The following is a 21,691-nucleotide window of genomic DNA, read 5'->3' as shown; positions in this document are numbered from 1 at the left end:
AATTATTACAGCCGTGAACCCTCATATCGGTTATGAAGCAGCAGCTCGCGTTGCGAAAGAAGCAATTGCAACAGGCCAATCCGTTCGAGAACTTTGTGTGAAAAATGGTGTATTGTCACAAGAAGACTTAGAGTTAATTCTAGATCCATTCGAAATGACACACCCAGGGATTGCAGGAGCAACTCTTTTAAAGAAAAATTAAAAGAAGAGGGGGACAATCCCCTCTTTTTTGTTTACAATATAGAAATGCTATATATGAATAGAGGTAGGGATGTTATGAGCAAGTTTACAGTAGCTTCTAATGGTGCATTAGAAACAACATTAAGAGGAGCAGAAGTATTATCAACACCACTTTTAAATAAAGGGGTAGCTTTCACACAAAATGAAAGAGAAGAGTTAGGTTTAAAAGGGTTATTACCGCCAGCGGTTTTAACGTTAGAAGAACAGGCACGCCGAGCATACGAACAATTTAGTTCTCAGCCGGATGATTTATTAAAGAATGTATACTTAACTGCGTTACATGATCGAAATGAAGTATTATTTTATCGTATATTAACAGATCATTTACGTGAAATGTTACCGATTGTATATACACCAACTGTCGGTGTAGCAATTCAAAGATATAGTCATGAATATCGTAAACCACGTGGTGTTTATTTATCAATTAACGATCCATCAGGTATTGAAGAAGCATTCACGAATATCGATGCAACAGCTGAGAACATTGATTTAGTCGTTGTAACAGATGGAGAAGGCATATTAGGAATTGGTGACTGGGGCGTTGGTGGTATTAACATCGCAATCGGAAAATTAGCTGTTTACACTGCTGCAGTTGGAATCGATCCTAGTCGTGTATTACCGGTAATTTTAGATGTAGGTACAAACCGTGAGGAGTTATTAAACAATCCATTTTATATTGGAAATCGTCACCCTCGTATAACAGGTGAAGCTTACGATGAATTTATTGATACGTTTGTACAAGCGGTAAACAAACAATTCCCGAAAGCACTTTTACATTGGGAAGACTTTAGCTCTCGTAACGCACGAAAAATTTTAGATAAATATCGTCATGATGTTTGTACGTTTAATGATGATATTCAAGGTACAGGTGCAGTTTCACTTGCGGCAGTATTATCGGCAGTGAAAGCTTCTGGTGTACCGCTAAGTGAACACCGCGTTGTTGTATTTGGTGCTGGTACGGCTGGAATCGGTATCGCAGATCAAGTTAGAGATGCGATGGTCCGCGTAGGCGTATCTGAAGAAGAATCATATAAGCGTTTCTGGTGTATTGATCGTAACGGGTTAGTTACAGATAATATGGAAGATCTTCTTGATTTCCAAATTCCGTACGCAAGAAAAGAAGCAGAAGTAAGTGAGTGGAAAGAAAATGATGTGATCGGACTTGCTGAAGTTGTGAAACATGTAAAACCGACAATTTTAATTGGTACATCTACTGTTGCAGGTGCATTTAAAGAAGAGATTATTAAAGAAATGGCTTCTCACGTAGAAAGACCAATTATTTTACCAATGTCGAATCCGACGCCACTTGCTGAAGCAAAACCAGCAGATTTAATCGAGTGGACAGAAGGAAGAGCGTTAGTTGCAACAGGAAGTCCATTTGAACCAGTTACATATAACGGTGTAACGTATGTGATTGGACAATCAAATAATGCACTTATTTTCCCAGGTCTTGGTCTTGGAACAATTGTAGTACGAGCAAGTGTCATGACGGATGGAATGTTCGCAGCAGCTGCTGAGGCAGTTGCAAGTATGGTAGATACAAGTCAGCCAGGAGCACCTATTTTACCAGAGGTCGAAGAATTACGTAATATCTCAGAAATGGTTGCAATTGAAGTAGCTAAAGTTGCAGTTGCAGAAGGTGTTGCAAGAGTGAACTTAAGTGATAACGATATCAAGATGGCAGTGAAAGAAGCAATGTGGAAGCCAGAGTATCGCCAAATAAAAGCGGTAGAAAAGGTTAGAATATAGAAAAAAAGCCCGTTTATAACAATAAGCGGGCTTTCGCTTTTACTACTGAAAAAAAGTATAGGAAGTGTCACCTTTGAATTGGAATCAATTATGGAAGAAAGATATGTCCCTTTTAATTATATTAATGGTCGTTGTTCCGATTGCTGGGGAGCTGAACTTTCATCCCTTTAATGATACGTTTCGAGTTAGCTTCGGTACACCGCTATTCTTCTTTTTATTATTATTTTTAAGAAGAGTACCAGCAGGAGTTGCAGGTATTCTTGTTGGTATATCTGTAGTCTTATTCCGAGTATGTCTTGACTGGATCATGCAAGGTTCATTTCATATGACAGAATCATTTTATTTGCGTTATCCTGTGTTCTTCTATTATTTTATTTATGGCAGTTTTTTTTCGCTTTGCAGGGTAAATAAGTTCCATCAGAAACCAATCATTATTGGATGCTTTGGGATTTCAATTGAAATTGTTGCAAGTATGTCAGAACTTGCGTTTTATCACATGTTAGTACTAGGTACAACAATAACGATTTCTGAAGTAAATAAACTCATCATTATTGCTATTTTTCGTAGTTTCTTTGCACTTGGTTTTTTAAATATGATGAATTTATATGAAACGAAATTAAAAGAATCGCAAGTTCGAAAAGAAAATGAAAATATGTTAATGCATCTTTCTAATTTATATGTGGAATCTGTTCATTTGAAAAAGACGTTACAAAATGCGGAGTTAATTACACAAGAAGCATATCAACTATATCGAAATTTACAAGTAAGCGCTGATTCAAGTAGTAAAACAGCATTGAAAATAGCGGGGGAAGTGCATGAAATAAAAAAGGATAATCAAAGGATATTTGCAGGATTATCTAAACTGTTATTAGATAAAAATGTGGCTGAATATGTAGAAGGACATGAGTTAGCAGAAATGATTGTTAGAATAAACGAGAAGTATGCTGAAATGCTAGAAAAGGATATACGTTTTTCTAAACATATAGAAGGTGAGCATGCTGCATACCACGTGTATACAGTTCTATCAATTTTTAATAACCTCGCTGCAAATGCAGTTGAAGCAATTGAAGATAAAGGTGTCATTATTATTAAGCTATATAAAAGAGATCAACATATATTTTTTGAAGTAATTGACGATGGACCTGGTAGTGCACAAAAATATAAGAAATTAGTATTTAAGCCAGGATTTACTTCTAAGTATGATCAAACGGGAACACCGTCAACTGGTATTGGGCTTTCTTACATAAATGAAATGGTAACAGAGCTAGGCGGAGAAGTGAGATTAGAAGGCCGAGAAAATAAAAGAGGATGTAAGTTTATCGTTTGTTTACCAGAGGGTAGTTTAAAGCGGGAAGGGGAATAGATTTGTTTTATTATATCGTAGACGATGATGAAGTTTTCCGTTCGATGCTTTCGCAAATTGTTGAAGATGGAGATCTTGGAGAAGTAATTGGTGAGGCGGATGACGGAGCTTTTATTGAGGCGGATCAACTAAATTTTAAAAAAGTAGATATTTTATTTATTGATTTGTTGATGCCGATGAGGGACGGAATTGAAACAGTTCGTCACATTGCGTCAACTTTCACGGGGAAAATCATTATGATTTCTCAAGTGGAATCGAAGCAGCTTATAGGTGAGGCATATACACTTGGTGTAGAATATTATATTACAAAACCATTAAATAAAATCGAAGTTGTATCTGTTGTACGCAAAGTGATGGAGCGTATTAGATTGGAGCGTTCTATACACGATATTCAAAAATCATTGAATAACGTGTTTCAGTGGGAAAAACCGCAATTGCGTACTGAACCAGTGCAAGAAGGAAAAAAGATAGGGGATTTAGGGCGCTTTTTACTATCAGAACTCGGTATTGCGGGAGAGAATGGAAGTAAAGATTTACTTAGTATGCTGGAATATTTATATGGTCAAGAAAAGGCACAGACATTTGAGTTTGGCTTTCCTGCGTTAAAAGAAATTTTCCATCATATTACGATAAGAAAATTAGGGGATTTAGCTTTAGAGGCGGATATTGATAAAGAGAAAAAAGCGTCTGAACAAAGAGTACGTCGAGCTATTTATCAGTCGTTAAATCATTTGGCTTCTTTAGGATTAACAGACTTTTCAAATCCAAAATTTGAAAGCTATGCTCCAAAATTTTTCGATTTTACCGTAGTTAGAAAACGGATGACAGAAATGACGAAAGATGAACTCGCATCTTCTGGTCATACGCGAATTAATACGAAAAAGTTTATTCAAGTGTTGTATTTTGAGGCGAAGAGGTTGATGGAGATAGAGTGAAGAAGATGCTTATAAATAAGCATCTTCTTTTGTTAAATCAACATTTTATATTTTCTCGTGGAGCATGTAAAATGTTAAGTAAGAGAAAATGGTTTTATATTAAGGAAGTGTCAAAGCAATGAGTTTCACATTGAATAAATCGATTATTAAAGAAGTGTGCGGAGAGACCTCATATAAAAGAGGTGAAGCCTATTATAAATCAAATAAAGTGATAATAGATCAGTACGATGAAAATAAAGAAATTTGTGAGGCGACAGTAAAAGGGAACGAGGATTTCCATGTTACAGTAGCAAAAGCCAAAAAGGGTGATGTTGTTGCAAAATGTAGTTGTCCTTCATTAGCGTCTTTTCAAACGTACTGTCAACATGTTGCAGCAGTATTAATACAAATAAACTATAATCAACAAACAGGTAGAATGAGCTCCACTAGTAGCAGAAATGATCAATTGACAAGTGGTATGTTTCAGCTGTTTGCAGACAAACCACTGAGGCCAAAAAGTAAACAACACCGTTTTGATACACGTGAAATATTAGATATTGAGTTTATATGTACACCAGTAGCTACGAGAAGTGGTGGGGCTCTTCTTGGAATTCAATTGAAACTTGCCAAAGTGTATTTCATAAATCATATTAGAGAATTTCTTTCTAAGGTGGAGAAAAGGGAATCTTTTCATTGTTCAAATGAATTTACATATACACCAGATGTACATAGTTTTAAACAAGAAACGGATGCGATTATTCAGCAGCTCATTAAAATGTATCATAACGAAAAAATGTATGAAGATACGCTAGAAGTACATGCGAAACAAGATGAAAGTATGATATTTATACCACCAGCTTCATGGAAAGATATGCTCTCTTCACTTTCTAAAGTTGAATATGTACAGCTGAAACAAAATGAACAACTGTTTCAGGGATTACAAGTTTCAAAAGGGTTGTTGCCGTTACACTTTGAATTTACGAAGGGAAATAATGGCGGATTTACACTTCATATAGATGGTTTAAATCGTGTACAAGTTATGGATATGTATAACAATGCACTTTACGATGGGAAATTATATCACTTACACATTGAAGATTGTATGCGACTTATTGAATTACAAAAGATGATGAGTCGCTCAAATAGTAATCAGTTTTATATTCCAGAAAGTAAGATGGAACATTTCGTCGCGAAAGTTGTACCAGGATTAATGAAGCTCGGAACTGTACACATTGATGAAGTAATATCGGATCGTGTTGAAACACCTTCGCTAAAAGCGAAATTGTATTTAGACCGCGTGAAAAGTCGCTTATTAGCAGGGCTTGAATTTCACTATGGGAACGTCATGATTAATCCGCTAGAAGAGGATGGACAGCCGTCTGTTTTTAATCGTGATGAGAAAAAGGAAAAAGAGATTTTAGACATTATGAGTGAAAGTGCCTTTGCAAAAACAGAAGGCGGTTACTTTATGCATAATGAAGAAGCTGAGTATAACTTTTTATATCACGTCGTGCCAACATTAAAAGGTTTAGTTGATATTTATGCGACGACAGCAATCAAATTGCGAATTAGTAAAGGGGATGCAGTTCCTCTTATTACAGTGAGAAGAAAAGAAAGAATTGATTGGTTGTCATTTCGTTTTGATATAAAAGGAATACCAGAAGCAGAAATTAAAGGTGTATTAGCGGCCCTTGAAGAGAAACGTAAATATTATCGATTGGCGAACGGTTCGTTTTTATCGCTAGAGAGTAAAGAGTTTAATGAAATTAATCAGTTTATAAAAGAATCAGGTATTCGGAAAGAATTTTTACATGGAGAAGAGGTAAATGTTCCACTTATTCGGAGTGTAAAATGGATGAACGGACTTCATGAAGGCAATGTTTTAAGTTTAGATGATTCTGTTCAAGAGTTAGTAGAAAACATTCAAAACCCGAAAAAATTAAAGTTTGCTGTGCCAAATACTTTAAATGCAGAAATGAGAAAGTATCAAGTATATGGGTTCGAATGGATGAAAACACTTGCTCATTACCGTTTTGGCGGTATTTTAGCAGATGATATGGGACTTGGAAAAACGTTGCAAAGCATTGCTTTTATAGATTCTGTTTTGCCTGAGATTCGAGAAAAGAAACTACCTATATTAGTCGTTTCACCATCATCTCTTGTTTATAATTGGTTTAGTGAATTGAAAAAATTCGCCCCGCATATTAGAGCAGTTATTGCAGATGGAAACCAAGCAGAGCGCCGGAAAATTTTGAAAGATATAACGGAATTTGATGTCGTAATTACGTCATATCCATTACTGAGAAGAGATATAAGATTATATGCAAGACCATTTCATACACTATTCCTTGATGAAGCGCAGGCGTTTAAAAACCCTACAACGCAAACGGCAAGAGCTGTGAAAACAATTCAAGCTGAATACCGTTTTGGGCTAACGGGTACACCTGTAGAAAATTCATTAGAAGAGCTATGGTCTATCTTCCATGTCGTCTTCCCAGAATTATTACCAGGAAGAAAAGAGTTCGGTGATTTAAGGCGTGAAGATATAGCGAAGCGAGTGAAACCATTCGTATTAAGACGATTAAAAGGGGACGTATTAAATGAGTTGCCAGAGAAAATAGAGCACTTACAATCATCGGAGTTATTACCCGATCAAAAGAGTCTCTATGCTGCTTATTTAGCGAAGCTAAGGGAAGAAACGTTAAAGCATTTAGACAAAGATACGTTACGTAAAAATAAAATTAGAATTTTAGCTGGTTTAACGAGATTGCGACAAATTTGTTGTCATCCTGCTTTATTTGTTGATGATTACAAAGGAAGTTCAGCTAAATTTGAACAACTGTTAGAGATTTTAGAGGAATGTAGAAGTACAGGGAAGAGAATATTAATTTTTTCTCAATTTACGAAGATGCTTTCCATTATTGGTCGTGAGTTAAATCGACAAGCAATTCCATACTTTTATTTAGACGGGAGTACACCAGCGCAGGAACGTGTAGAGCTGTGCGATCGGTTTAACGAAGGAGAAGGAGATCTATTTCTCATTTCTTTAAAAGCTGGTGGTACCGGACTTAATTTAACTGGTGCAGATACAGTAATATTATACGATTTATGGTGGAATCCAGCTGTTGAACAACAAGCGGCCGATAGAGCGTATCGAATGGGACAAAAAAATACAGTGCAAGTTATAAAGCTAGTAGCTCAGGGAACAATTGAGGAGAAAATGCATGAACTGCAAGAAAGTAAGAAAAATTTAATTGCTGAAGTGATTGAGCCGGGAGAAGAAAAATTAGCATCCATCACGGAGGAAGAAATACGAGATATTTTAATGATTTAATATGAAAAAGCTATGCTTTCACATGTGAAAGCATAGCTTTTTGTTGTAATAATTATATTTTGTTTTGTACAAAGTAAAGAAATCAAATGTTATTTAAATTACTTCTTTGTACCTTTACTTTTGTATGGCTTTGCAGCTGCCTTTTTCTTTGCACTTGATTGCCAACGGTTCCATCCTTTACTTCCTGTACCTTGTCCTACACCTTTTTTCGGTTTTGCCTTCGTTTTACTCATATGATCACTCCGTTATTTAAAAATCTTATTTGATAATAGTCAATGATTTAGAAAATACTCTTTATAAATGACTATGATTGCTTTAAGTAAAAATAAACTGCTTGAATGCTATAGTATATCATGAAATTGCAAGTAAACTGAAAGGAATTATAAAGAAAATGAAAATAATAAGAAATACTGCGGATTCTATATTCCGAACGATCACATTAATTATTGTGTATACGTTAGTTTCGGTCAGTGAAACATTTTTTGGATTGACGAGGCAGAAAAAGTAAAGATGTTAAATTAACAACAATCAATAAAGCCGTAAAATAAAGAATTGAAAAATATTTTAAAACTTTTTGTTGACTTTCTTTATTTTTTGTATAGAATAATCATTAATAAAATGTTTCAGAGATGTGACAACAAAACGACTATGAAAGGACGAGTAGTAGTAGGACGTAGTTTAAGCGAGTCAGGGGTGGTGTGAGCCTGATACGAAGCCTATTATGAAGAACCTCCTGGAGTTGCTAACCGAAATCCTTTATAGGAAAGTAGACTTAGCCGGGAACTTCGCCGTTACAAGAAGAACAGTATCGAGATATTTCATCTCCGTATTGTATAAGTGAGCAACCTCTGTTGCTAATTTGGGTGGTACCGCGGAACCAAAGCCTTTCGTCCCAGTTTTTTGGGAAAGAAGGGCTTTTTTTGTTGGCTTCTTTTCACAACATCCAAACATTTTAGGAGGAAACCACCATGTATCAATCATTAATGACAGTAAGAGAGACTCAAATTGCAATTAAGGAAGTTAAAACATTTTTCGAGGACCAATTAGCAAAACGCCTTGAACTATTCCGCGTATCTGCACCATTATTCGTAACGAAAAAATCAGGATTAAACGATCACCTAAACGGTGTAGAACGTCCAATTGAATTTGATATGTTACATTCAGGAGAAGAATTAGAAATTGTTCATTCACTAGCGAAATGGAAACGATTTGCATTACATGAATATGGATATGAAGCTGGTGAAGGTTTATATACAAACATGAACGCGATTCGTCGTGATGAAGAACTTGATGCAACGCATTCCATTTACGTTGACCAATGGGATTGGGAAAAAATCGTTCAAAAAGAATGGCGTACTGTCGATTACTTACAAAAAACAGTACAAACAATTTATGGAATATTCAAAGATTTAGAAGATCACTTATTTGAAAAATATCCGTTCCTTGGAAAGTATTTACCGGAAGAAATTGTTTTCGTTACTTCTCAAGAATTAGAAGATAAATATCCAGAATTAACACCGAAAGATCGTGAACATGCAATTGCGAAAGAACATGGTGCAGTCTTCATTATCGGAATTGGTGATGCACTTCGTTCAGGTGAAAAGCACGACGGACGCGCAGCTGATTATGACGATTGGAAATTAAACGGTGACATTTTATTCTGGCACCCAGTACTACAATCTTCATTTGAATTATCATCAATGGGAATTCGTGTTGATAGTAAATCACTTGATGAGCAGTTAACGAAAACTGGTGAAGACTTCAAACGTGAGTATGATTTCCATAAAGGTATACTAGAAGACGTACTACCATTAACAATCGGCGGTGGTATTGGACAATCAAGAATGTGCATGTACTTCTTACGTAAAGCTCATATCGGTGAAGTTCAATCTTCTGTATGGCCTGACGATTTACGTGCAGCTTGTAAAAAAGAAAACATTCATCTGTTTTAATAGAAGTGAGGGAATAGCTTAAATATAGAGCTATTCCCTCTTTTTTATAAAACATTACTTATTTATTACCGAGTTCTTCCGCTAAACCGATTAAAATTCCTTCGACTCCACGAATGTAGCAGAGACGATACGAGTTCTCATACTGAACTACTTCACCAACGAGCTCTGCACCATGCTTAGTGAGTCTCGATACCATTTCGTCAATGTCTTCAACGGTGAACATGACGCGTAGATAACCGAGGGCGTTTACAGGAGCATTTCGGTTATCTGATATAGTAGGTGGGGTGAGAAATCGCGAAAGTTCAATTCGGCTGTGGCCATCTGGAGTGACCATCATAGCGATCTCTACGCACTGAGAACCGAGTCCAGTTACGCGACCAGCCCATTCACCTTCGACATTGGCTCGACCTTCGAGATTCAAGCCAATCTCCTCAAAGAAAGAGATTGCGTTATCAAGGGATTCTACAACGATGCTGACATTGTCCATTCGTAGTAATTTGTTTTTTGCCATAGTCTTATCTCCTTATGTATAAAAGTCTATTATTTAATTATCCTCATAATTATACTACTAAGTAGTTACAAATTCCTTTCAGTCAAAAACACCTTGTCACAGTATAGGAAAATGTGACAAGGTGTTTTTTAATATGTCATATAGCATCGTGTTAACGAACAGCTTTTTATTTAATAGGAAGGTAATACATTAATATGATTTTTTTAGCATTACTAAATATATCAGATTAGCTCATTTGCACTAAAGGCTCAATTTTCGCCATAAATGATTGATGCAGCGCCTCAACGCCTGTTACTAAATGAAGGCGGTCAATAACGACAGACACTTTAATTTCTGATGTACTTACCATTTTAATATGAATATCTTCTTCTTTTAAAGTAGTGAACATATTTGCAGCGACACCTGGGTTAGATACCATGCCAGATCCTACGATTGATACTTTTGCTAAGTGATTTTCATGTTCTACAGATTCATAGTGAAGAGTTTCTTGATTTTGTTCCAAAACTTCTAAAGTTTCTCTTAAATCATTCGAATGAATGGAGAAGGAGAGGTGTACAGTTCCTTCATTTGTAATACTTTGAATGATGATATCTACATTAATGTGTGCTGCTGCTAATGTAGAGAAAACTGTTGAAAGCGAGCCTTGTTCTAATCCTTTAATTGTGACACGTGTAATGTTATCCTCAAATGCAATACCTTTAACGATTGATTGTTGTTCCATGTTACATTCTCCTTTTACAATTGTTCCGTTTTCTTGTTCCATACTTGAGCGAACTTCTAAAACTACATTATGATTTTTAGCAAACTCAACAGCGCGCGGGTGTAATACGCCAGCACCGAGATTAGCAAGCTCTAACATTTCGTCATAAGAAATTTCGTCTAATTTGTAAGCATCTTTTACAACTCGTGGGTCCGTCGTATATACACCTGTCACATCCGTATAAATATCACATTTTTTTGCTTTAAGTGCAGCAGCTAATGCGACAGCAGTCGTATCAGAGCCACCACGGCCAAGCGTTGTAATTTCATTTTCTACACTTATACCTTGGAAACCAGCTACGATAACAATCGTACCTTCAGCAAGATAAGATTGAATACGATCTGTATGAATGTCAGTAATCCGTGCACTACTATGTACAGATTCTGTCGTAATACCTGCTTGCCACCCTGTTAATGAAATTGCATGATAGCCTTTTGCTTGCAGTGCCATTGTTAATAATGAAATAGTTACTTGTTCTCCTGTAGATAGAAGCATATCCATTTCACGTTTACTTGGATTTTCTGTGATAGCGTTAGCGAGTGCGACAAGTTCATCTGTGCTTTTTCCCATTGCTGAAACGACAGAGACAATGCTATGACCTCGTTCATATTCTTCAATAATTAAATTTGCTACATGTTGAATGCGTTCGACGCTTCCGACAGAAGTGCCACCAAATTTTTGAACAATTGTTTCCATTACAAATTCCTTCTTTCGTCTATTTTTAAGAATAGATTAGGAAATATATAAATCCCCAATACTCCTGTAGTTACCAGAAAGACAAACAAAAAACACCATCTCAAATAAGTGAGGATGGTGCTGTTACAGGAAAAGGGAAACAGAAAACGGAGCTAATAAAAAAACCGCCAAAAAAGGAATATCATAAAAAAATGATATCTCTTTTTTGTAGATAGCTCTTCATACGTACACGTCTGTACATATGACAGTTCTGTTTCTATTCGAAAACAGCCCCAATTGATAAATGCAGAGAAATTTATCAATTTCGGCAATACTTCCTTTCATCTAAGTTCATAGACATCTCTGTGTCTCCATTAGAATACTCATAAGTATCGCAACCTCTATCTCACGTTTTAGGCGAGAGTGTTTGATTTATGAAGTTGTTGGTAACATTTGTTTTATAATAATTTAAATTTTTCGTGGAATCAAGTGTTTTATATATATTTTAAAAATTCTTTCTTTTTTCTGAGGAAGTTTGTGAAAAATGTAGCAAAATAAATTCATTGCATGTACATTAAAGTTATAGTGCATAGGAGGTGGGGAGAATGAAAAGGAAACAGCCTATTTATGTTGCGACAAAAATGAACACGACGATGGAAAAATTATGGGAATATACGCAAGAACCAGATATACATACAGAGTGGGATGCTCGCTTTACTGAAATTTCGTATTTAGAGAAAAAAGAAGGGGAACCACAGAAGTTTTTGTATAAAACAAAGATTGGATTTGGGCTTGAAATAGTTGGAGAAGGGGAATCAATAGGTGAAATAAGAAAAGAAACTGGTGAAAGAATTTCTTCTTTAAAATTTTGGACGGATAATACATTATCTCTTATTCAAATAGGACGTGGTTATTGGAAGTATACGCCCAATAAAGAATACATCCATTTTGAGACACAATATGATTATGATACAAGATTTGGTCGTATAGGAAATGTGATAGATTCCTATATTTTTCGTCCGTTATTAGGTTGGGCGACTGCTTGGAGTTTTGATGCCTTAAAATTATGGTTAGAAAAGGGGCTTCATCCTAGGTTACTAATTAGAAGAACAATGACGTATTGGCTCGTATGTTCTTTATTTGCTTTTGTATGGATATATCAAGGGATAGTGCCAAAACTACTGTTTACTCATTCAGAAGAAGTAAAGATGCTTTCTTTATTAATCGGTTCAAATGAAAGTAGTGTATGTATACTTAAAATAATTGGGGGGTTAGAAATAATTTTCGGTGTCGTATGGCTGTTGCCACTAACAAAACGAAAATTATTTATACTGCATATTATTGTATTACTAGTTTTAACGTTAGCGGCAGGATTTACGAATATCGCAAGCTTTACAGGACCGTTTAATCCGATTACATTAAATGTTCTTTTAATGGGGTTATCAATTGTCGGTTATATAAATAGTTTCGATTTACCAAGCGCGAAAAATTGCAAGAGGGCGAGAAAGGGATAAGTATATGGCTAATATGTATGAACGATTATTAGGGGATACCTATAAAAATCTTCATCCTGAATTGCAGAAGCGTTATGCGATTACAGAAGAGAATAGTTTTACAGGGGAAGGAAAGATGGATGAAATTTACGGTGGCTCTTTTTTCGTGAAATTTATATTGAAAATTGCATCGAAGTTTCGAATGTTTTTCTCGGAACGAGGAGAGGAAATTCCATTTACGATACAAAACATAGCTGAGCGAGATGAATATGGACAAGAATTAGTAAGGTGGAACCGTACTTTTTATTTTCATAATAAGAAAAGATATTTTAATGCAGTTATGCAGTTTGATGAAAACGAAAATGAAATTGTAGATTATTTTGGTGAACCACATTTACTCGTTTCTACACTGCATTTTCATATCGATGAGTTAGGGGCAATGCATATTTCTTCAAAGAAACAATGGTTTTATATGTTTGGAAGAAAAATGCCGTTACCAAAATTTTTGTATGGTGAGGCAAAAATTGTTGAAAGTTATGATGAAACACTACAATGTTTTCGAATTCATGTACAAGTACGAAACCCGTTAATTGGTTCGCTTTTTTCATATAAGGGAACATTTGTGGAAAGGGAATAGACGATATGAAAAATATAATATTTGGGCTTGCTTGCTATGTTGTTTTTCTAATATGTGAGTGGTCGAATATAAATCCTGTTGAAGCAATTATATTATTATCTGTTTTATTATTTATACCAATGTCATTTTGTATTATTGATAAAAGAAAAAGAGATGGATCGCAATTATTATTTTATAAATCCGTATCATTTTTATATCCAATCGCAGCAATTTGTGCAATGCTAGCTTTCGTCACAAATCACTATTTATTTGCGCTAGTTTGGTTTGTATATACAGGAATTGTTGCGTTATTTGGTGTAAGTAGATTGCTAGAAAGAGGATGGAAGCCGTTAGAAGAGATCGCCATAGATAGTGCGTTTATTTATTTGTTTTTAGGTGGTTTTTGGTTTTCTGCTTCAGTAGCAAAACTTTCAATTATGCATTTTAGCTCTGACATTGTTTTACTCACAGCTGCACATTTTCATTATTCGGCGTTTCTATTGCCATTATCAGCTGGTTTAATAGGGAGAAAAAGAGAAAAGAGAAGTAAAGTGTATGATGCTATTATGTTTATCATCATGATTTCACCTATGACAGTTGCAATAGGAATTACATACTCAAGAATATTTGAATTTTTTGCAGTGTTCCTATATTTATGTGCAATTTATGGGTATGGATTTTACGTTTGGAGAGCAAAATTTAATGCTATCAGTGCAAAGATTCTTCTAATCGTTTCGTCTATTACACTCATGGTTACAATTATGTTCTCACTTATATATTCATACGGGAATTTGAAGCATGTCTTGACGATTACAATTGCTCAAATGGTTTGGATTCATGGTGTTGTCAACGGAATTGGAGTAGCGTTACCGGCATTTATCGGCTGGTTGATTGAAAAGAGTGTTCCGAATTATAAATACTATGGGAAACCAATGAGTAAGTTAAGAGGAAATGTGGCAATTGGTGAGGCTTATTTATATAGCAGCAATTTAGTAGACAGTAAGGAATACAACGGTTTAGTTGATAAAGTAAATGACTTTCATAGTGAGGCATTTGATGTGACGAAGGTTCCTTTAAGTATTATTCATTTTTATGAAAATACAGCAGAGTATGAATTGCAATCGAATATTAAATGGGCTCGTTGGTTCCGTCCGTTCGCACTTTGCTATGAGAAAATGAGTAAGCGTGTAGAACAAATACATTTAGGAATGGGCGGCAATTGGGAAACGATGCATGGCTCTATCATTAGTGTCATAGATGAGAAAGATGGAAGAGAGAATGTAAGGGCTTGGCTAAGAAAAAATGAGGCAGGTAAATCTATTTTTGTAGCTCTTTATTCAAAGCATACAAATAAGAATGAGACATATATGAATATCGCCTTACCTTTACCTTATTCGAATATGACTGGTATTTTGAAACTATATAATGATAGTCATGATTTAATTATTACTAGTAAGTTAAGAGAAAATGGTCAGGGAGATGAGGGGATTTATTTACATACTCGGTTCTTGACAATCCGTTTACCGTTAGCAGAGACTTTTATTATAAAAGAGCGCACGGATCACATACTAGAAGCTAATCATAGAATGTGGATATTTGGAGTTAAGTTTTTAGAAATTGATTATAAGATTAAGAAAGTAGAGGAGAAGTAAGAAAAGCTTGGAGAGATTCCAAGCTTTTTTACGTATGTGTAATTGTTATAGCAACTTGTTTATCTAGCTCATTATCCCAAACACGTTGAATTTCAAAGGTGCCTTTTTCAAAAAATAATGGGAATCTTTCTTTAAACCAATCTTGCATAGGAAGCTTTAGTGCTGTATCGATTGGTATCCATAATAATTTGCCCTCAGGTGGGTTTAAAAGAAGTTCACCTTCAAATGAGTCTGTCCAGTAGTTAAATACCATGTACCGAACATTCCCTTTCGGATTTACATATTCATCTAATCCCTTAAAATTTAAATCCGAAACAAGTAATCCGGTTACTTCTTTTACTTCCCTTATAGCGGCTTGAACGATACTTTCGGGAAAATCTACTTTGCCGCCAGGAGCTATGTAGCCAGGGAAACCTCGATGATTGGGTCGTTTTACGAGTAAAACTTCATTGTTGCGCTGGATCATACACATTGTATAGATTTGGTGTTCGATGTTATGTGAATTTGGAGGCATAATGATGCATTCTCCTTTATATTTTTTTGATAATTTTACCATAACATAATGGTTTCTTATATAATTGGGAATATAATATTATGAATTTTCAGTCGTATATTATGTATTCTATAGTCATTTGAAAAGAGGAGAGAGACATGCAAGGGGAAATACAAAAGGAGAAAAGTTTAAGTTATATTGGAAAATTATTATTACCAGTTAAAGTATCAACGCACTTTAAGTTTTTATGGATTGGACAATTACTCTCGGCCTTAGGTAGTTCGATAACTATGGTCATACTTCCAGTTGTTGTGTATTCATTAACTGGCTCAACAGTTGTAATGGGGATGACGATGGCAATGTACATGCTACCTAATATTCTTGCTTTACCGTTTGCAGGTTTAGTTGTAGACCGAATTGATCGGGTTAAATTAATGTTATTTACGGATATAATCCGCTGTATATTAATGCTATTACTTGCATCGCTTATATTTATGGATTTATTAACAATTACGATTTTATATATTCTCGTTGCCATATACGGACTTATGGAAGGGATATTCCAACCAGCATATTCTGCTGTAAGGGCGAAAGTATTCGTTCCTGAAATTCGTAATGCAGCTAACGCACTCACTCAAATGAGTAATCAAGGTATACGATTGATTGGGCCAGCACTTGGTGGGTTAATCGTATCGGTTGCATCTGCAGGGATAGGTTTCGGACTAGATGCAGCAACGTACTTATTATCATTTTTATGTTTATTATTTTTAAAAGAAATTAAGTTTAAAAAAGTAAAACCCATTGAAAAGAGTAAGCTTACTTACAAACAAGAGTTTATGGAAGGTGTTTTAGTTTTAAAAAGTCATCCGTGGCTGTGGATTACAATTTTAGTTTTTTCTTTTATAAATATTTGTTATGCCGGCATTATCGTCGTATTAATTCCATGGTTATTTAATGTTCATCATCATTTTGAAGCTTACGTGTATGGGCTTGGCATGGCCTTTTCTGGTGGTGGGGCTATAATTGCCGCAGTAATATTTGGTGGGAAAGAGCGGTGGCATAAGAGAGGATTACTGGCTTATGGAGGTGTTTTAATGAGTGGCATTGCTTTATTAATTATGCCATTCATTTCTTGGGCACCCGCTTTAATATTCTTAATGGCAATTGAAGGATTTGGCATGATGATATTTGGACTCATTTGGGAAACGAGTTTACAGGAGCTTGTACCAGAAGAAGCATTCGGAAGAGTGGCAAGCCTTGATATGTTGGGTTCTTTTGCTTTATTGCCATTAGGGTATGTAGTTGTAGGCTGGTTAGCTACTGTCATAGGTGGCGAAATAACTATTATAACACTAGCTAGTTTAGTAATTTTAACAATTGGAATAGCATTGTCTGTACCGAGTATTCGTCGATTTAATTGATTATATGGGAAAAGAGGGCTAGACCTATATAGAAAATAACTTAGCATATAATCAACTAGTATTAATAAAACACCTTTGTAATGAAAAACTGTCCGTACATATTTGGCACAACAAAATTAGAAATCACAAAAGAAGTGACGGAAGCGATACAAGCAGGTTTCAAAAAAGAAGACTAAGCCCTAAAGAAATTAGGACTTAGTCTTCATTAAATACAAATGTTTGTTTCATTTTTTTACCTTCATTTACCGGATGGCCATTGTAAGAGAAATTCTTTTCTTCCCAAGTGATTACAACTTTAAAATTATGACTATTAAAGTCTAATGGGAATACCATGTAGTCAAAGCTTGTATGACTTTTAGAAATATTTTCATTAGGTGTAGTAGGTTTAAAGGTAGCTTTAGAGGTAGGGTTGTTATCAAGTATTTCCACAGATACGTTTGATACATCATGACCGATGTTTTTTACGAGTAAACTATACGTATCAAATACACCTTGCTTTGGCTGGATTGCTTGCTTGTTTGAGTTATGAGATTTATCAATTTCGACATACCATTGTTTAGACTTTGACGCAATCGGTAGTGACTGAAATGTGTAAGCACTAGCTTGTATTGGTAGTGCTAAGCATAAAAGTGTAAAGAGAGTTAATATTTTTCGTTTCATTTTTTTAGAGCTCCCATTCTTTAATGGATTTACTTGTTATTATCTTCTTTTTACGAGTAAATATACCATATAATGTAAAGTGGCTATAAGAGTAGTGAATCAATATCTTATTCAATACTCTTATAGCCGGCATAATTACGTATGTAGTAAAAAAGAATAAATTTGTTTTTCTATACTTAGATTGCTGCCCTTTTTAAAAGGACTATTTTTACGTTTTAATAAAAAGAATATACTAAGAGTTCAGTATAAATTATTTATTTTAATGTAGTTAAATGTGCTTATATATGTGAAATTAGAGAAGGAAGCTGTGTAGAGATGTTTCTACACAGTTTTTTTAGGATATGAAAAAATTACCAAAAATATGTTAAAATAACATTGTCATACAACAAGGGGGATTTGTTTTATGGAAAATGGACATCTTGCTAAAGTAGACTTAACGAAAAAAATTGAATCAAAATCTAAGTACAATAAGAAATTAGAAAAATATCAAAGGCGCTTATTAGCATTACAGCAAATTTTGAAAGAAGAAAAAATCGCGGTTATGCTTGTTATGGAAGGATGGGATGCGGCTGGTAAAGGTGGGGCAATTAAGCGGGTGACGGAACATCTTGACCCGCGTGGGTTCCAAGTAAATCCAATTGGAGCGCCTGCACCTCATGAGAAACGTTACCATTATTTGCAACGTTTCTGGCGCAAAATTCCACAGTACGGGCAAATCACCATTTTTGATCGCTCATGGTACGGTCGTGTGTTAGTTGAGCGTGTTGAAGGATTTGCTACAAAGGAAGAGTGGATGAGAGCATATGATGAGATTAATGATTTTGAAAAACTACTAACAGATGACCATTACATAATAGGGAAGTTCTTCTACCATATAAGTAAAGAGGAACAGTTAAAGAGATTTAAAGATAGAGAGAAAAATCCTTTGAAAAGATGGAAAATTACAGACGAAGATTGGCGTAATCGTGAAAAATGGGATGAGTATGTTGAAGCAATGGAAGACATGTTTGAAAAAACAAGTAAGCCAAATGCAAAGTGGCATATTATTGAAAGTAACGATAAATTGTATGCTCGTGTGAAAACGTTAAAAATTATTATTTCATTCATTGAGGATTATTTCTTAGAACATGGTATAGAATTGCCTTCTTATTATTATGAAATGAAAGAGGATATTGAAGTTTTGCAAGGTGTAGGTGTTAAAGAGTAAATAAGAAAATGGCCCTGTGAATTGGTGAAACCAAATTATGGGGCTTTTTTATTTAGAAACATTTTACAATTAACAGAATAAGGTATATAATCAATAATCATATTAACAATGTTAATATGATTATTGATTATATACTATGTGGGGGTTTTACTTTGAAGGGAAGAGATGTTGTTTTAGGTTTATTAATGGAAAAGGAATTGTCTGGTTACGATATTAAAATTGTGTTTGAAGACGTATTTACTCATTTTTTTGATGGAAGTTTTGGAATGATTTATCCAACATTACGGCAATTGGAGAATGAAGGGAAAATAAAAAAAGAGGTTGTCATGCAAGAGGGAAAACCGAATAAGAAAATGTACTTTATTACAGATGAGGGGCGTGAAGAATTTTATCAATACATGCAGACGCCTATAGAGAAGGATGTTTTACGTTCGGATTTTTTAATGAGAATGTATTTTGGCAACTATAGTGATGATGTAACAATAAAAAAATGGATTAAAGATGAAATTGAAAGAAAAGAAGCGTACATTGCAGATCTTCGATTGAAATATGAAAAGTGGAGAATAGGTATTACTTTCGTCGAAGAAATTTCACTAGATGTAGGTATTGCATCGTATAGTGCACAAGTGGAGACTTTGAAGAAAAAATTAGAAGAGTTAGAGGCGAAAGAAAACAATAAAACAGAAGAATGAAAAACGCATTCACAATAAATAAAGGGGTATATAAAGATGGAGCAATCAAAGGGTATTAAGATTGTCTTTTTAATGTGTCTAGGTATCTTTCTTTGTATGATTGATACGACAATTATGAATATAGCTTTACCGGCAATACAATCGAGTGTAAATACTTCATTAGAAAAGATGTCTTGGGTATTAAATGTTTATACAATGACGATTGCAGTACTTGCCATTCCGTTAGGGCGGATAGCTGATATCTTTGGAAAAGCAAAGATGTATATTCTTGGTCTGGTGATTTTTGGGGGTGGATCGGTACTTTGCGCTTTTGCTAATACAGGTGATTTTCTTATTTTTTCTCGTTTTATACAAAGTATTGGGGCAGCAATTTTATTTCCAACAAGTATGGTAATTGGTGTATCAGCTATGCCGTTAGCTAAAAGGCATGTTGCACTTGCAATTTTAGGAGTAACACAAGGATTGTCAGCTGCTATGGGGCCAGTAATAGGTGGAATTATTACGCAAAATTTAGGATGGAGATGGGTGTTCTTCGTTAATGTTCCGGTTTGTATAATAGGAATTGTGTTATGTTGCATCATGCTACAAATAAAAAATGAAGAACGTATTATCTCAAAAATAGATTGGATAGGACTACTATTAAGTAGCACAGCAATTTTTTCATTTACTCTCATATTAGTAAAAGGTAATACATGGGGATGGCAAAGTAATATTGCTTTGTCTTGTTATGCAATTAGCACTATTTCTCTTATTCTATTTATTTTAGTAGAACGAAAGATTCATAACCCAATGGTGAATTTAAAGTTATTTCAAGATCGAATGTTTGTCGGAGCGTCGATCGTTGTTATATTGAGTAATTTATTTTTAATTGGAGTTACTGTATTGCTTCCAACGTTCTTGACGAAACTACAAGGTCGAACGGAAATTGAAGCGGCTTTTTTAGTGACACCTATTTCAGCGATGATATTTTTTGTCTCACCAGTTGCAGCAACTTTAATTAAAAAACTCGGAAAAGTAACTATTATTTTGTCAGGATTTCTTGTTATGGGGCTTTCCTACTATTGGTTGCAAATGATTGATGTTCATTCAACAAATATAGAAATTATTATTCCATGTATGATATTAGGTGTCGGATATGGCTTAGTAGTGGGGCCAATTACAGTTTTAAGTGCGTCTTCGTTTGAAGGAGAATTATTAACTGCTTCTCAAAGTGTTGTATCAATGTTACGACAAGTTGGAATTGTATTGGCGGTCGCAATATTTGTCTCTAACTTAACTCACAATTTAACTGTAAATAAAGAAAAAGTATATCGTTATGCAGAAGAAAAGGTGCGGAATATTCATGTGAATAGTACTGAGCAAACTGAAATTTTACAAATGACTAAAGAAAAAATAGAGAATCAAAGTTTAGAGTCGAATATAAATAAGAAACAAAATGCAATGACAATGGGATTAAGTAAAGAGAAAAAGGAAGAATTGATTCGCGACAAGACGGATGAAATATTAAGAAAAGTTCCAGTAGAATATAGGGATGTAAAAAGAGAAGAAGTTATGAGGCAAGTGACAAAAGAAGTTGAAAAACAAGAGGAAAGTATAAAGAAAGAGGTACTCACATTTTCGAATGATGTGAATCATTATGCCAAGAATCAGATGGCAATGAGTTTCACAGATTTATATAAAGCAAGTGTGCCAATTATTTTAATTTGTGCTTTCGTAAGTTTGTTGTTTTGGGAAGGAAAAGCTTTAAGTAAAAAGAGAAGGGGAAGATTAGTAGAAGATGCGTAAAGAAAAACAGGCTGCTATTAGCCTGTTTTTTTCATTGTTTTCTCCTTGCATATTGTGAATAGTAGTGTTTTTAATATAGCATGGGATAAGTCGAGTATGATTAGAAAGTTTTTTAGAATGAAAGGGATGAATGGAAAATGCCATTGAATATGTAACGTTATACATAGTACATTA

At 34.8% G+C, this 21,691-nt stretch carries 18 protein-coding genes, 1 riboswitch and 1 other annotated feature; of the genes, 13 read left to right on the top strand and 5 right to left on the bottom strand.

The window, feature by feature from the left end; translation table 11 throughout:
* From GBN78_RS15830 to GBN78_RS15810, 5 genes are all read left to right on the top strand, one after another.
* The coding region (locus tag GBN78_RS15830) for an aspartate ammonia-lyase (RefSeq protein WP_098174179.1) at nt 1-202 on the top strand (202 nt) is incomplete at its 5' end.
* Between the two features lie 74 nt (nt 203-276).
* Entirely contained in the window at nt 277-1,989 is a 1,713-nt protein-coding gene (gene malS, locus GBN78_RS15825; protein WP_152127508.1) for an oxaloacetate-decarboxylating malate dehydrogenase, read from the top strand.
* Between the two features lie 64 nt (nt 1,990-2,053).
* Complete coding sequence (locus tag GBN78_RS15820; RefSeq protein WP_152127507.1) at nt 2,054-3,352, top strand: sensor histidine kinase; 1,299 nt, start codon at nt 2,054-2,056, stop codon at nt 3,350-3,352.
* 2 nt (nt 3,353-3,354) lie between these two features.
* Entirely contained in the window at nt 3,355-4,287 is a 933-nt protein-coding gene (locus GBN78_RS15815) for a response regulator (RefSeq protein WP_152127506.1), read from the top strand.
* 118 nt (nt 4,288-4,405) lie between these two features.
* The gene (locus GBN78_RS15810) at nt 4,406-7,600 is read left to right on the top strand and encodes a DEAD/DEAH box helicase (protein WP_044584339.1); all 3,195 of its coding nucleotides are present in this window, start codon (nt 4,406-4,408) and stop codon (nt 7,598-7,600) included.
* A gap of 98 nt (nt 7,601-7,698) precedes the next feature.
* Here the strand turns inward: GBN78_RS15810 and GBN78_RS15805 are convergent, their stop codons facing one another.
* The gene (locus GBN78_RS15805) at nt 7,699-7,833 is read right to left on the bottom strand and encodes a DUF3934 domain-containing protein (RefSeq protein WP_000047588.1); all 135 of its coding nucleotides are present in this window, start codon (nt 7,831-7,833) and stop codon (nt 7,699-7,701) included.
* A 406-nt stretch (nt 7,834-8,239) separates the two neighbouring features.
* Nucleotides 8,240-8,498 (top strand) — a binding site (T-box leader).
* Between the two features lie 70 nt (nt 8,499-8,568).
* Between GBN78_RS15805 and asnA the strand changes: the two genes are divergently transcribed.
* Nucleotides 8,569-9,552 carry an aspartate--ammonia ligase gene (gene asnA / locus GBN78_RS15800; protein ID WP_000284914.1) on the top strand — a complete coding sequence of 328 codons (984 nt, stop codon included), beginning with the start codon at nt 8,569-8,571 and terminating at the stop codon, nt 9,550-9,552.
* A 58-nt stretch (nt 9,553-9,610) separates the two neighbouring features.
* On the opposite strand, the gene GBN78_RS15795 is transcribed toward asnA, so the two are convergent.
* Together GBN78_RS15795 and GBN78_RS15790 are read right to left on the bottom strand one after the other, a co-directional pair.
* Nucleotides 9,611-10,063: a VOC family protein gene (locus GBN78_RS15795; protein WP_001107261.1), complete on the bottom strand. Its 453-nt coding sequence runs from the start codon at nt 10,061-10,063 to the stop codon at nt 9,611-9,613.
* 226 nt (nt 10,064-10,289) lie between these two features.
* A complete protein-coding gene (locus tag GBN78_RS15790; protein WP_000448032.1) occupies nt 10,290-11,519 on the bottom strand; it encodes an aspartate kinase in 1,230 nt (409 codons plus the stop codon).
* Nucleotides 11,520-11,723: 204 nt separating this feature from the next.
* Nucleotides 11,724-11,910, bottom strand: a riboswitch (Lysine riboswitch).
* Between the two features lie 193 nt (nt 11,911-12,103).
* On the opposite strand from GBN78_RS15790, the gene GBN78_RS15780 reads away from it, so the two are divergent.
* Genes GBN78_RS15780 through GBN78_RS15770 form a run of 3 tightly spaced genes read left to right on the top strand, consistent with a single transcriptional unit; the run spans nt 12,104 to nt 15,259 of the window.
* A complete protein-coding gene (locus tag GBN78_RS15780; protein ID WP_000823948.1) occupies nt 12,104-13,012 on the top strand; it encodes a DoxX-like family protein in 909 nt (302 codons plus the stop codon).
* 4 nt (nt 13,013-13,016) lie between these two features.
* Nucleotides 13,017-13,628, top strand: coding sequence for a DUF4166 domain-containing protein (locus GBN78_RS15775; protein ID WP_000002647.1), 612 nt, complete (start codon nt 13,017-13,019; stop codon nt 13,626-13,628).
* 5 nt (nt 13,629-13,633) lie between these two features.
* Nucleotides 13,634-15,259, top strand: coding sequence for a YndJ family protein (locus GBN78_RS15770; protein WP_097855936.1), 1,626 nt, complete (start codon nt 13,634-13,636; stop codon nt 15,257-15,259).
* Nucleotides 15,260-15,287: 28 nt separating this feature from the next.
* Here the strand turns inward: GBN78_RS15770 and GBN78_RS15765 are convergent, their stop codons facing one another.
* Nucleotides 15,288-15,773, bottom strand: coding sequence for an 8-oxo-dGTP diphosphatase (locus GBN78_RS15765; protein ID WP_097855935.1), 486 nt, complete (start codon nt 15,771-15,773; stop codon nt 15,288-15,290).
* A gap of 137 nt (nt 15,774-15,910) precedes the next feature.
* On the opposite strand from GBN78_RS15765, the gene GBN78_RS15760 reads away from it, so the two are divergent.
* Complete coding sequence (locus tag GBN78_RS15760; protein WP_001161173.1) at nt 15,911-17,173, top strand: MFS transporter; 1,263 nt, start codon at nt 15,911-15,913, stop codon at nt 17,171-17,173.
* A 195-nt stretch (nt 17,174-17,368) separates the two neighbouring features.
* On the opposite strand, the gene GBN78_RS15755 is transcribed toward GBN78_RS15760, so the two are convergent.
* Nucleotides 17,369-17,833, bottom strand: coding sequence for a hypothetical protein (locus tag GBN78_RS15755; RefSeq protein WP_000823343.1), 465 nt, complete (start codon nt 17,831-17,833; stop codon nt 17,369-17,371).
* Nucleotides 17,834-18,236: 403 nt separating this feature from the next.
* Here GBN78_RS15755 and GBN78_RS15750 point away from each other — a divergent pair, with 403 nt between their 5' ends.
* The 3 genes from GBN78_RS15750 to GBN78_RS15740 all read left to right on the top strand — a co-directional run bounded on the left by GBN78_RS15750 (nt 18,237) and on the right by GBN78_RS15740 (nt 21,517).
* Nucleotides 18,237-19,040 (top strand): polyphosphate kinase 2 family protein, encoded by an 804-nt coding sequence (locus tag GBN78_RS15750; RefSeq protein WP_000427320.1) that lies wholly within the window; start codon nt 18,237-18,239, stop codon nt 19,038-19,040.
* A gap of 152 nt (nt 19,041-19,192) precedes the next feature.
* A complete protein-coding gene (locus tag GBN78_RS15745) occupies nt 19,193-19,732 on the top strand; it encodes a PadR family transcriptional regulator (RefSeq protein WP_000678329.1) in 540 nt (179 codons plus the stop codon).
* Nucleotides 19,733-19,768: 36 nt separating this feature from the next.
* The gene (locus GBN78_RS15740; RefSeq protein WP_069604831.1) at nt 19,769-21,517 is read left to right on the top strand and encodes an MDR family MFS transporter; all 1,749 of its coding nucleotides are present in this window, start codon (nt 19,769-19,771) and stop codon (nt 21,515-21,517) included.
* The last annotated feature ends 174 nt before the right edge of the window (nt 21,518-21,691 follow it).

The organism is Bacillus sp. B2-WWTP-C-10-Post-4, assembly GCF_009183805.1.
GTDB classification, from domain to species: Bacteria; Bacillota; Bacilli; order Bacillales; family Bacillaceae_G; genus Bacillus_A; species Bacillus_A cereus.
This window is presented reverse-complemented; position numbering and strand designations above follow the sequence as displayed.